Annotated in this window: 8 protein-coding genes; 1 reads left to right on the top strand and 7 read right to left on the bottom strand. The window is 57.8% G+C overall.

What is annotated here, in order from left to right:
* Window positions 1-293: 293 nt before the first annotated feature.
* From NGR_RS14670 to NGR_RS14650, 5 genes are all read right to left on the bottom strand, one after another.
* Complete coding sequence (locus NGR_RS14670) at window positions 294-2,738, bottom strand: beta-glucosidase (RefSeq protein WP_012707249.1); 2,445 nt, start codon at window positions 2,736-2,738, stop codon at window positions 294-296.
* Window positions 2,739-3,046: 308 nt separating this feature from the next.
* The gene (locus NGR_RS14665) at window positions 3,047-4,114 is read right to left on the bottom strand and encodes an ABC transporter ATP-binding protein (protein WP_012707248.1); all 1,068 of its coding nucleotides are present in this window, start codon (window positions 4,112-4,114) and stop codon (window positions 3,047-3,049) included.
* A 3-nt stretch (window positions 4,115-4,117) separates the two neighbouring features.
* Window positions 4,118-4,981: a carbohydrate ABC transporter permease gene (locus tag NGR_RS14660; RefSeq protein ID WP_012707247.1), complete on the bottom strand. Its 864-nt coding sequence runs from the start codon at window positions 4,979-4,981 to the stop codon at window positions 4,118-4,120.
* A 1-nt stretch (window position 4,982) separates the two neighbouring features.
* The gene (locus NGR_RS14655) at window positions 4,983-5,903 is read right to left on the bottom strand and encodes a carbohydrate ABC transporter permease (protein ID WP_012707246.1); all 921 of its coding nucleotides are present in this window, start codon (window positions 5,901-5,903) and stop codon (window positions 4,983-4,985) included.
* 73 nt (window positions 5,904-5,976) lie between these two features.
* Window positions 5,977-7,197 (bottom strand): ABC transporter substrate-binding protein, encoded by a 1,221-nt coding sequence (locus tag NGR_RS14650; RefSeq protein ID WP_012707245.1) that lies wholly within the window; start codon window positions 7,195-7,197, stop codon window positions 5,977-5,979.
* Window positions 7,198-7,513: 316 nt separating this feature from the next.
* Here NGR_RS14650 and NGR_RS14645 point away from each other — a divergent pair, with 316 nt between their 5' ends.
* A complete protein-coding gene (locus tag NGR_RS14645) occupies window positions 7,514-8,491 on the top strand; it encodes a LacI family DNA-binding transcriptional regulator (protein WP_012707244.1) in 978 nt (325 codons plus the stop codon).
* A gap of 64 nt (window positions 8,492-8,555) precedes the next feature.
* Here NGR_RS14645 and NGR_RS14640 read toward each other — a convergent pair whose 3' ends face one another.
* Both NGR_RS14640 and NGR_RS14635 read right to left on the bottom strand, forming a co-directional pair.
* Window positions 8,556-10,430 (bottom strand): methyl-accepting chemotaxis protein, encoded by a 1,875-nt coding sequence (locus NGR_RS14640; RefSeq protein WP_012707243.1) that lies wholly within the window; start codon window positions 10,428-10,430, stop codon window positions 8,556-8,558.
* Between the two features lie 615 nt (window positions 10,431-11,045).
* Window positions 11,046-12,491: an NAD(P)(+) transhydrogenase (Re/Si-specific) subunit beta gene (locus NGR_RS14635; RefSeq protein ID WP_012707242.1), complete on the bottom strand. Its 1,446-nt coding sequence runs from the start codon at window positions 12,489-12,491 to the stop codon at window positions 11,046-11,048.
* Window positions 12,492-12,504 lie beyond the last annotated feature (13 nt).

The raw sequence follows: 12,504 nt of genomic DNA, 5'->3' as shown, positions 1-12,504 counted from the left end.
AAACGGGAAACCTCGCCTTGGTGGAGGCGGCGACGACGGCGATCGAAGCTGCCGGAGGAAGAGTGGCTTCAACAGCGGAGGCGCGAAGGATCATCGCCTAGTCCAGTTATCAAAGCATTTTATCTTTCTTGGGAGGAGATAGTGAACGCATCGCACATGCAACCAGATCCGCGGTGATCGGCTGGATTATGCGGCGTATGCCGGCATCCGATGTCTCGACCCGCCGAAGTAGCGGATCTCTCCATCCGTCAACATAGTTTGCCACAGCCCCGCCGGGGCCGCTCGCGCTGCGTTTAGCGTGGCATGGTGGCGGACGCCTGAGTGACGGTGGCGGCCAAGCGAATGTCGCCTGCCGAGAGACCGGCCATCACCGTGAACTCGCCACCCTCGATCCGCCAACAGCGCTCGGCGGCATCGAAGAAGGCAAAGGCCCGGGCGTCCAGCGTGAATGTCACCCGCCGACTCTCGCCTCGTTCCAAGGCGACCTTGGCGAATGCCTTCAACTCCTTGACCGGACGGGGCAACGACGCCTCGGTATCACTCACATAGATTTGCACCACGGTCGCCCCCGCGCGCTCGCCAGTATTGGTCAGCTTCAGCGCCACTGTCACTGACCCGGCACCGTCTGGCGTACCGACCGTCAGATCGGCAATCGCAAAACTCGTATACCCAAGCCCGTGTCCAAACGGGAACAGCGGTTTAGTGCCGGCGCGGTCATAGTGACGATAGCCGACGAAAACGCCCTCGTCGTAGCGCACATGGCCGTTCTTGCCGGGATAGACTTCCGGATCGTCGGACTGGGTCGGATTGTCCAGCCAACGCGCGGGAAAGGACTGCGCCAGCCGGCCCGAGGGTTCGGCCTTGCCCAGCAGCACGTCGGCGATGGCATTGCCGGCCTCCTGTCCGGGATACCAGCATTGCAGAACGGCGCGCGCCTTGGACAACCAGGGCATTTCCACCGGCCCGCCCGTCTGCAGCACGACGACCGTATTCGGATTGGCAGCGATCACCGCGTCGACCAGCCGGTCCTGCAAGCCCGGAAGCGCGATGTCGCGAAGGTCGGACCCTTCGGTATCCCAGTCGCTCGTCCGCCCGACGAAGACGACCGCCCGGTCGGCCTTTGCCGCCACGGCCGCTGCTTCGGAAATCTCCGCTTCGGCCGAAACCTTGCCGATGCCCACGCGAATGGCGGCGATATAGAGGTTGACATGGTCGTGCCGCACATATTCGGCTACGATCTCGTAGGTGCGACCAGCTTCGAGCGTGATCTCGCCCACGACCTCCTCGCAACCCTCTTCGAAGAACGTGGTGCCGCGGGTCCAGCAGGTCCAGGCATCGACCACCAGTTCGCCGTCCACATAGACCCGCCCGAGTCCGGCCGAAGTCAGCCCGATACGATGAATCCCGTCTTCGGCTGCGGTGAACCGAGTGCGCATTCGAGCCGAGAAGTGATGCGGGTCGACCAGGCCGTCCGCAACCGGGGGCAGCCAGACGCCGAGGCTCGACGGCTCTTCGACCACCTTCACCGGGTCGCCGAGAAGCTCGCGCCCCTGGAAGAATTCGAATGTGGTGGGATGTTCGATCAGCGGCTCGAACCGGTGGTTGGTGCAACCCTGGGCGTAGTGCAGGTTCGCTTCGCCAATCGCACCAGCCAATCCCTGCCAGGGGCTGACGGTGTAGTGGGGATTGAGCTGTGCCGAGCCGCCGCCCATGATCTGCGCGGCCTTGGCGTTGGGCCCGATCACCGCGACCGTTCCTTGCTGCGGCAGCGGCAAAATCCCGTCGTTCTGCAGCAGCACCGCGCTTTCGGCCCCCGCTCGCCGGATCAGAGCCCGGTGTTCCGGCCGGTCGTCGGCGCGCTCCTTGAGTTCGCGGTGATCGTCGATGGCACCCGTGCGCACCATGAGCGTCAGAATGTTCTGCACGCAGTCGCGGATCGTCTCGACACTCACCTCGCCGGATTCGATGGCTGCCAACAGCTTGTCGCCCCGGTCGCGGCTCGGGCCGGGCATCTCCAGATCCAGCCCCGCATTCACCGTCGGCGCGGTCGAGCGCGAGCCGAACCAATCCGACATCACCACGCCGTCAAAGCCCCAATCGCCGCGCAGCACCTCCGTCAGGAGCCAGTGGTTCTCGGCCGTATAGGTGCCATTCAGCTTGTTGTACGACGACATCACCGCCCAAGTCTTCGCGCGCTTTACCGCGGCCTCGAATGGCACCAGGTACACTTCGCGCAGGGTGCGCTCGTCGATGTCCGAGGAAATGGTCGTCCGCTCTATTTCGGATTCGTTGCCGACAAAATGCTTGACCGTGGCACTGACCTTCTTGGCCTGCATACCTTCGATGAAGCCCACGGCAAGTTCAGCCGTCAGCACCGGATCCTCGGAATAGCATTCAAAGTTCCGCCCATTGGTGACGCTGCGTTGGATGTTAATGGTGGGGGCCAATGAAACATGGGCTCCCTTGGACTGAACCTCTTCCGCAAGCGCCTCCCCCACCGCTCGCATCAGGCCAGGGTTCCAAGTCGCGCCCAAGGCGATACCGACCGGAAAGGCCGCTGCAGACACGCCGCCGATCAGTGAACCCGCACCGCGCGCGCCGTTTGGACCGTCGGTGAGGCGCAATGTGCCGATCCCGAGCCGTTGAATGCATGGCAGAGACCAGAACGAGTCTCCTGAAAGTAGCGATACCTGCTCGGCCAAGGTCATCTCGTCGAGGAGCGTCTTAACGTCTATCATCTTCGTATCCTTCTCGTTACTTCAGGCAGCTACGCCGTCTGGGGGACTTGCGATTTGCAAACAACGGCCTGAGCTGCTCCTCGCGCTGCCCACCAATCGTAGTTTCCGTTAGCACCCTACAACCGAACCGGAATTCGCGATCACTGCGCACGACACAGCCTCGTGATCCCTTTAGCCATGAGAGCACCTCGTAGGCGAAGGTGGCGTTGGTCCGCGCGGTGCTAACTCGCCAAGCCGGTCTCCTGCGACGCATGATTCATTAGCCTCTTGGGCCCGAGCATGATCCTTTGACGGTATGGACGCGGCGTTCAGGCGGCGGCAAGCCTCACTCCGCTTTCCGCAGAAAAGAGCGAAATCACGTCCTGGTCCACGTTTGCGCTAAACTCCGAGCCGGGCTGGGGCAGCGATGAGGAACTGGACCGGATGGACAGCCGCTGGCCACCGACCGTCAACCAGAAAAGCGCATCGGGCCCCATGTCCTCAGTCATTTCAATCTTGCCCTTGATGGGGCCATCGCGACTTACGAACTGTTCGGGTCTGACGCCCAAAATCGCCTCTTGCGACTGATACCTGGCCTTCAGCTCCAGACTGAAGCCGGCTGAAACGAAGATCGAGCCCCCTCCGGCCGCCCTGTCGATCCGCCCCTTGATCAAGTTCATCGCCGGTGACCCGACGAAACCCGCTACGAAAAGATTTGCTGGCCGCAGATAAATTTCGTTTGGGCGATCCAACTGCTGAATCACGCCCGACTTCATGACCGCAATCCGGGTTGCCAGCGTCATCGCTTCGATTTGGTCGTGCGTTACGTAGATCATCGTCGAGCCAAGTTCCGAGTGCAGCCGCCGGATCTCGTACCGCAGCTCGGTGCGTAGCTTGGCGTCGAGGTTCGATAGCGGCTCGTCGAACAGATAGATGTCGGCATCGCGTGCAAGCGCCCTACCGATCGCCACCCTCTGCCTCTGTCCGCCGGAGAGTTGCGAAGGCTTGCGGTCGAGCAGGGCGGAAATCTGCAGGAAGTCCGCCACCTCGTTGACCTTGCGCTCGCGTTCAGCCGCCCTGATTCCGGCCATCTTCATTCCGAAACTGATGTTCCTGCGCACCGACATGGTCGGATAGAGCGCGTAGGACTGAAAGACCATGCCCACGCCTCGATCCTTTGGGGCAAGGCGTGTCACGTCGCGGTCTCCGAAGTGGATGGCGCCGCTTTGCACCGGGGCGAGGCCGGCAAAGGCTGATAGTAATGTAGACTTGCCGCAGCCCGAAGGGCCGAGCAACACCAGAAACTCGCCCGCCGCAATATCGAGGTCCAGGTCCTTAACGATCGTGTAGGCGCCATAGCCGATGTTTAGTTTCTTCACAGAGACGTTCTTGGTCATGATTCAGCCTTTCACCGCGCCAGCGGCGATGCCGCGCACGAAGTATTTTCCGGAAAGTAAATACACGGCGACCGGAACCAGCGAGGTCAGAATGGTTGCGGCCATGTTCACGTTGTATTCCCGCTCCCCCGTCGTCGAATTGACTATGTTGTTGAGCTGGACGGTCATTGGAACGCGGTCAGAATTTGCGAAAACCAGGCCAAACAAGAAATCATTCCAAATCGCCGTGATTTGCATGATCACGGCGACGATTACGATGGGTGTCGCCATCGGCAACATTACAAAGAAGAAGATGGCGAAGAAGCCTGCACCATCGACCCTTGCGGCATTGAACAGATCGCTTGGAACGGAGGCAAAATAGTTCCGAAACAGCAGCGTCATTATTGGCATTCCGAACAGAGTATGGACGAACACGAGGCCCGTCAGGGTCTTGAACAGACCGACCGCCACCAGGATCTTGGTCAATGGGAAGAGAAAGATCTGGTAGGGGATGAAAGCTCCAAGCAGCAGGCCACAGAGCAGCCAAACGCCGCCCCTTGGCCGCCAGAAGCTGAGGGCATAGCCGTTCAGCGCGCCAAAGAAGATGGAGACGATTACTGAAGGCGTTACAATCGACACCGAGTTCCAGAACCCGACCCGGATGCCCGTGCAGTTCAGACCCGTGCAGGCCGACGTCCAGGCCCTAACCCAAGCGTCGATACTGGGCGCCGCGGGAAGTGCGAAGATGCTCCCGTCCCGGATTTCGGACATGGATTTCAGCGACGTGGCAATCATCACGTAGATCGGTAGAAAGTAGAAGATGCCCGCGACCACGAGGACGGCATAGATTGCGAACCTTACCTGGGGTGGATGGTTGTCGTAGGCCATTTCAATGCCTCGATTCTTTGCGGAGATACTGCGCGTAGAGATAGGGGGCCAAGAGCATTAGGACGCTCAACAGCATCACGGTCGAGCCGGCCATCGCCAGACCCAGGTTTTGACGCTGGAAAAGGTAATCCATGATGAACTTTGCCGGCACCTCGGTGGCAACTCCGGGGCCGCCTTGGGTCATTGCGACGACCACGTCGTAAGCCTTGACGACGCCGAGAGCCAACAGAACCACGGCGGTCGCAACCGTCGGCCGAAGAATGGGCAGGACGATCGACATGTAGACCCGCCATGTCGGGACCCCGTCGATCTTGGCAGCCTTCCATAGCTCGACGTCCACGCCGCGCAGACCGGCCAGCATGATGACCATGATCAGACCAGATCCCTGCCAAAATGCCGCAATAGCTATGGCGTAAATCGCCAGCTGCTGATCGTTGATCCAGCCAAACGTGAACTGTTCCAAGCCCAATCCCCGGACAAACTGCTGGATGCCAAGGCCGGGGTTCAAGAGCCATTGCCAGACAAGTCCGGTGACGATGAAGGACATCGCGTAAGGGAACAGGAAGATCGTGCGGAAGATCCCTTCACCGCGCACTTTTTGGTCGACGAACACCGCCAGAAGGAAGCCAAATACAAGGCAGCTGGCCATGAAGGTGAAACCGAAGAGAACGATGTTCTCCAGGGCAACCAGCCAGCGTGCAGTGCCAAAGAGAACCCGATACTGTTCAAGGCCAACGTAGTTCGCTGTCGGCAACAGCTTGGAGCTCGTGAAGGAAACTCCGACCGACCAGGCCATCGTTCCCAAATAGAATACAATGACGACAATCAGAAGTGGGATAAGTGCGAAATAGGGCATATGAAGATCCCAACCGCGCCCCAACCGGCCCGACCTCTCCTTGGTCGGAGAACTGCGTCCTTTCATCTCTGCCTCCCGCTCTGTTGATGGTTCGGCGCAGGCGGGGCCGGTCTTTCCCGGTCCCCGCCAGAATGCCAGCCTACATCGACAGCGCGCTTTGCAGCGCGGCCACAGCTTCATCGACCGATTGGTCGGTATTCCAGAAGTTCGAAATCGCGTCTGTCACCATGCCATGTGCGTCCGGCGACAGGCGCATCTCGGGATTCGGAACCTGGCGCGACGGATCGGAGACAGCGGCAAGCCCGGCCTGCGCACAGACATCCATATTCGAGCCGTCCACGCCCGCCCGCACTGGGATGGAGCCTTTTAGGTTATTGAAATCCACCTGAACCTTCGGCGAGAGCATCAGCTTGGCGAGGTGCGTTTGCGCGGCGGTGTCGGATTCGTTCGACTTCGGGAAAATGAAGACGTCGCCTGCGATCATGTACGAGGGCTTGTCGCCGAACCCCACGATACAACCGTATTCCTTCCCGGCGGTGTCGCCGGCGGCCTTGAATTCACCCTTGGCCCAGTCCCCCATGATCTGGAAACCAGCCTTGTTCTCGATAACAAGTGCAGTCGCCTCGTTCCAGCTACGATTGGGCGATCCCTCGTCCACATAGCCTTTCAGGCGCTTGAAATCGGCGAGGACTTGTTTGAACTCGGGCGTCTGGACCAAGGCTGCGCCATTGCCGCCGATGAAGTTCATGTACATGTCCTTGCCGCCGAAGTGCAGGAGAACTGCGTCGAAAGTCGCGCGCTCCTGCCACGGCTGGCCGCCGAGAGCCAAAGGGATGATTCCGGCCGATTTCAGCTTGTCCAGGGCGGTGAAGAACGCGTTCTTCGTCGTCGGCGGTTCGGAGACCTGAGCTTTTTGCAACGCCTCCGTCGAGTACCAGATCCAAGCGGGATTATGGATGTTCACCGGCGCCGCATAGATGTGACCGTCGACCGTGATGACATCCAAGATTGGCCCTGGAAGAACCGCTTGCCAGTTCTCGTCTGCCGCCACATCATCGAGGCTGCGCAGGAAGCTTGCCTCGGCAAGTTCACGGAACTGGTTGGAAATGTTGAATTGCGCCATCGTCGGCGGCTGCCCACCGGAGATCGCATTGGTGGCGGCGAGCCGAGCCGAGTCCGACCCCGCGATGGCCTGATCTATCCAGGTGCCGCCATCCGACTTATAAGCGTCGGCGATGACCTTGATCGCGTCGGATTCCCCGCCCGACGTCCACCAGTGGATGACCCTGGCCTCCTCAGCCCGCACTGCGACAGGCAGAAACATCGCAACAGCCGTCGCCACACAAAGCAGTCTCTTCATAAGCGTCTCCTCCTCTTGACAATGATGGGTTTGCGGACTGCTCCGCACAGCGAGCAAACCTCCAAAGACCCCTGTCGTTTTCGGTCCTATTCCGTCCAGCGAAGGCGACAAGGATCACGCCCTGGCGCGCATCGCGACCGTAGCTGTCACGACGGCGAAAGCTTTGCGCTTGACGGTCCATAGCAGCCCCGACGAAGATTTTAAGAATTGGAACCGATTCCATTTGTACTTGGAGGTGGGCCTTCTGTCAATCCTCTCTTGATTATAGCCAGTTTGCGACGTATCTATCTGATAAACTTGCGAGAAGATGGATAGAATGACTACGATACGGGATGTTGCGAAGCTGGCCGGAGTTGGCGTTGGAACTGCTTCCAGGGCTTTGACTGGGAGGGGTTCGGTTTCGGAGGCCGCCCGAGCCGCTGTGGAAGAGGCCGCTCGCAAGCTTAACTTCCGCCCTTCGCTGACTGCGCGCTCCCTATCGACCGGACAGACAGGCCTGATTGGGGTACTCACACCTCAATTTGATGGCGTCTATTTTGGAACGGCGGTCTCCGCGGCCGAACGTGAGATCCGGGCTGCCGGGCGTCACATGGTAGTCATGTCCACGCACAGTGACCCAAATTTACCTTGGAGCGAGGCCCTTGGGTTAGAATCTCTTGCGGAACGTCGGGTTGACGGGATATTGCACCTCAGCACCCGCCACAGTGAGAAAGAGTTGATCCTGGCCGCCGCAGACGGTCCGGAGCTAGCAATCGTCAACCGTAGGATCAATGCACTTCGCCATATCTGCTACTCCGTGGATCACTACGCCGCAGGCCGCTCTGTAGCCGATTATCTCCTTGCACGCGGACACAGGGAATTCGCGACCATCTCTGGGCCTCTCGACGTTGACGACGCGGCCGAAAGGCACGCCGGTTTTATGGATGGACTTGCGGTCGCAGGTATTTCCATCGATGACGATCTGATCGTTCAGGGTACCTTTCACCTCGAGAGTGGTCGCAGCGCAGCCGAACGGCTATCCGCCTCTGCAAAGAGTTTCTCTGCCTTGTTCTGTGGGAATGACCTGATGGCGATTTCAGCCCAGGCCTACCTCAGGCAGTTGGGCCAGCACCCGGAAGTCGTAGGATATGACAACACTCCCCTGCTTGATTTCGCCGGCCTAAAGATCAGTTCCGTGATGATTCCGATCAGCGAGATGGTCCGCAATGGTGTTCTCTCGTTATTGAACCGGTGTTACGGGGAGTCGCACGAGCTGATACATGATTTCAGCACTCAGATCGTTGAACGGCACTAGTCCATTCTGGAGGAAATTCTCAGGGGCGGGTCACGCAGTGAACTTGGAAACCCGCTTTGCAAGATCACGCCGACGATGCTACGGCCACAGAGAACGCTGACTCTTCTACGCGCTTGGTGTCTGCTGGCCCGTCGTCCATCTGGAACCTGGATAACATCTCGAAAAGCGAGGCTGCCTCTTTCGCGAGATTGTGGACGGCAGCGGTCGACTCTTCCACCATCGCTGCGTTTTGTTGTGTCGCTGATTCAATTTTTTCTACTGAGAAATTGATGTCCTTGAGCCCGTCGGCTTGAGTGCGAGAAACTTGAGCAATGGCGTCGACGTTTTGGTTAACACTCTGCACCTGAACAACGATTTGGCCCAACGCATCGCCGGCTTGGTGCACGCGCTGGACCCCATCATTTATATGTAGGTTAGATACCTCAACCAAGGACTTGATTTCTTTCGCGGCCGCCGCAGACCTTTGTGCCAGGTCTCTGACCTCCTGCGCAACCACCGCAAACCCACGGCCAGTCTCACCAGCACGAGCTGCCTCAATGCCTGCGTTCAACGCCAACAGGTTTGTCTGAGACGCGATTTCATCGATAACGCCGATGATATCGCCTATTTCAAGCGACGAGGCCCGAATTTTCGTCATAGCCTCAACAGCATCGCGCATTATAGTGCCTGACCTCTCGACATTCTCTTTGGTTTCACCGACCAGGACCCCTGCTTCGTGTGCCCTATGGCTTGCGTCCACCACCTGCCTTGTCATATCTGCGAGGACCGACGCCGTTTGCTCAACAACTAAAGCTTGCTGCTCCGTCCTGGTCGCGAGCTCGCTCGAGGAAGTACGGATTTCCTCAGCACCCGCAGCAATCGCCTGCGCGTTATAGTTCACCTCGAACATCGCATCACGAAGCTGGCTGATCGCTGAATTGAAGTCCAATCTGAGCGGCTCAAGAGCTTCCGTGAAAGGCCGATCGAGCTGAATGTGAAGATTGCCTTTCGACAATTGTTTCAAAGCTTCGGCAACTTGCTCGACGGCTGAACTAGTCTGTTCGGCAGCCCGCTGGCGCTCTTCCCCTTCCGTCTCCAAACGCTGCCGCTCAGCATCCTGTCGATGATGTTCGGCAACCGCATCGCGCTCAGCTTTTTCTGAGAGATGGGTCTTAAGGCTGGATATCTGCCTAGCTAGCTGGCCGATTTCATCCATTCGTCGCTCAATTACTCGGTCAATCTGCATGTCGCCCGCTATCATTTGACGGACTGACTGCTGCAGCTTCGCCAGAGGCGCTATGATTGAGCGGGTAGTGAGCGCTGCCGCAAATATCCCGAACAAAGCAGCCACACTTAGCGCAGTGAGGGTCAGGGACTTAAACTCGTCAGAAGCCGCCTTGACTTTGCCGCCTACGCCCTGGTTTAATGCTTGCTCGTAATCGATTAATTTGTTCAAAGCACCAATCCATGCCGTCAACTTGGGTCGAAGTTGATTTAAGAGGAGTGGCTTTGCCTGGTCTTTTTTTCCATCCAGTGTCAGCTTGATAACTTCGGCGATTAGTGGTTCCGCTTCATTCTGAAATGCCTTCAGACCATCAACAAGACGATGCTCAGCGGCAGTGCTGAAGACATCAGCATTCACGGCCTTCTGCAATTCCGCAGCGTTGGAGGCATAGGACGCCTGCAGCTTTTTCATCATCGCGATTGTCGTCGCTTTATCCGTATCTGAGTCGGTCAAAACGATGTCGCGCAATGCCATTGCTCGATCACGGACCGTTCCGAGCATATCAATGCCGTTCCGGTATTTTTGGCTGTTACTGCCATTTATGAGGCTGAGCTTAGCGTTTATCTCATTCACCTGCCTGATTGACGAAAGGGACAGAACTCCCATTGCGAACAACAGCAACCCGAAAGCGATCGACAAACGTAGCGCCACGCCAAATTCCCGAATATCGCGCATAATTCCTCCGCCGCTGGAAGCAAATTTATCGAACGAGGTGAGTTAGCGTCTAGTCCATCTTTCCGGGCTGTCGACGCTTATGAGGCAAACCGTGCTGCGTCATGCAGCGGTATCGAAGTTCCACTTCAAGAAGTGGTATAACCTTATACCTAATACCTTTAATTCGAGTTAAAGCGGTCCTACTCAGATACCGACAACGAACGCCTCACAATTGGTATTGGACAGCAGTGTTCGGCGATCTCCGCGGCCAACTGGTCGACCCGAAAAGGTGTGTTTACAGCATTCCCGATGGACGCGATGCCGTCGATAGCCAGTCCGCATTGCCTGCTCGGCTAACATGGTAATGGGGTTTGCCTCGTCCATTCGTAATTGCGAAGTTGGGTCCAGAACCGAAAGAGTGTCGAGGCTAACCTGACGCACTCCGAACAATCCTGATTTTAGATTTACTTGTCTATGATGGATTGGTGTATCAGGCACAAAAGAGAATACGGTCCAGCAACTGGCATACAGCCCAGTAAAAAAAGACCCCGCAGGCAAAGCCTGCGGGGCAAACGCTCTGTATGAGACCGGTGGGAGACCCGGCTCACGTTCACAGAGCGAGGGAATGCTAAGAACTTAATCCATCAATCTAAGCAGCTTTTCGAGCGAGGACTTGGCGTCGCCATAAAACATGCGCGTGTTGTCCCTGTAGAACAGCGGATTTTCGATGCCCGAGTAACCAGTGCCTTGGCCACGCTTGGACACGAATACCTGCTTTGCCTTCCAGCATTCGAGCACCGGCATTCCGGAGATTGGAGAGTTCGGGTCTTCCTGTGCTGCAGGGTTGACGATGTCGTTCGAGCCTATGACGATCGCCACGTCCGTTTCCGGGAAGTCATCATTGATTTCGTCCATTTCAAGAACGATGTCGTAAGGCACCTTCGCTTCCGCAAGCAGCACGTTCATGTGACCGGGAAGACGGCCAGCTACTGGATGGATTGCAAAGCGTACATTCTTGCCCTTACTGCGCAGCTTGCGGGTCACTTCCGAAACCGCACCTTGAGCCTGTGCCACCGCCATGCCGTAGCCCGGAATGATAACGACTGAGTCAGCATCATTGAGGGCAGCTGCAACTCCGTCTGCATCGATGGCCACCTGTTCACCGATTATTTCCGTCGCCGGAGCCGTCGTACTCCCGAAGCCCCCGAGGATAACGGAGATGAAGGACCGGTTCATCGCCTGGCACATGATGTAGGAAAGGATTGCACCCGACGAGCCAACCAGAGCGCCAGTGACGATAAGAAGGTCGTTGCCGAGGGTAAAACCGATGGCCGCAGCTGCCCAGCCCGAGTAACTATTCAACATGGAGACCACGACTGGCATGTCGGCTCCGCCAATGCCCATGATCAGGTGATAACCGATGAATAGAGCCAAAATGGTCATGGCAGCGAGCGGCCACAAATCATTGCTTTGAAAATAGAACCCCAAGAGGATAACCGAAGCGATCGCGCAGCCGGCATTGAGAACATGGCCCCCCGGCAACTTCATAGCCTTGCCATCAATCTTGCCTGCGAGTTTGGCGAATGCGATGACCGAACCCGTGAAGGTGACGGCACCGATGAACACGCCGAGGAACACCTCGACCTTCATGATCGATACTAAGACACCAGACGGGTCCGCAAGTTTGTGTGCCAAAACTTTCGCAAAGCCCGTCAGACCTTCGCGAGTCGTTTCGTCCATTCCGGCTACATCCGCTAGCTGGAGATGTGCGTTGAAACCGATGAATACGGCAGCGAGGCCAACGAATGAATGCAATGCTGCGACGAGCTGGGGCATTTCGGTCATCTGCACGCGCCTGGCAACAATCGCACCGAGCGCAGCGCCGACGAGGATGACAGGAAGGATGAGCGATAGAGAGCTGACGTCGGGCGAGAGGATGGTGGCACCGCCAGCCAGGACCATCCCGACCACGCCATACCAAACAGCTCGCTTGGCGCTCTCTTGGCCTGATAACCCCCCAAGCGACAGGATGAACAGAACGGCAGCGAAAAGGTAGGTTGCTGATACAAGTCCAAGATTCATTGGTGCCGCCCCC

Source organism: Sinorhizobium fredii NGR234 (assembly GCF_000018545.1).
GTDB lineage: Bacteria > Pseudomonadota > Alphaproteobacteria > Rhizobiales > Rhizobiaceae > Sinorhizobium > Sinorhizobium fredii_A.
Note: the sequence above shows the minus strand (reverse complement) of the source record. Positions and strands in the feature narration are given on the sequence as shown.

Bases quoted from the DNA above. Each gene is read 5' to 3' on its own strand.
- NGR_RS14660 (WP_012707247.1), bottom strand. From the start codon at position 4,981: ATGGCCTACGACAACCATCCACCCCAGGTAAGGTTCGCAATCTATGCC.
- NGR_RS14650 (WP_012707245.1), bottom strand. From the start codon at position 7,197: ATGAAGAGACTGCTTTGTGTGGCGACGGCTGTTGCGATGTTTCTGCCT.
- NGR_RS14645 (WP_012707244.1), top strand. From the start codon at position 7,514: ATGACTACGATACGGGATGTTGCGAAGCTGGCCGGAGTTGGCGTTGGA.
- NGR_RS14665 (WP_012707248.1), bottom strand. From the start codon at position 4,114: ATGACCAAGAACGTCTCTGTGAAGAAACTAAACATCGGCTATGGCGCC.
- NGR_RS14635 (WP_012707242.1), bottom strand. From the start codon at position 12,491: ATGAATCTTGGACTTGTATCAGCAACCTACCTTTTCGCTGCCGTTCTG.
- NGR_RS14655 (WP_012707246.1), bottom strand. From the start codon at position 5,903: ATGAAAGGACGCAGTTCTCCGACCAAGGAGAGGTCGGGCCGGTTGGGG.
- NGR_RS14670 (WP_012707249.1), bottom strand. From the start codon at position 2,738: ATGATAGACGTTAAGACGCTCCTCGACGAGATGACCTTGGCCGAGCAG.
- NGR_RS14640 (WP_012707243.1), bottom strand. From the start codon at position 10,430: ATGCGCGATATTCGGGAATTTGGCGTGGCGCTACGTTTGTCGATCGCT.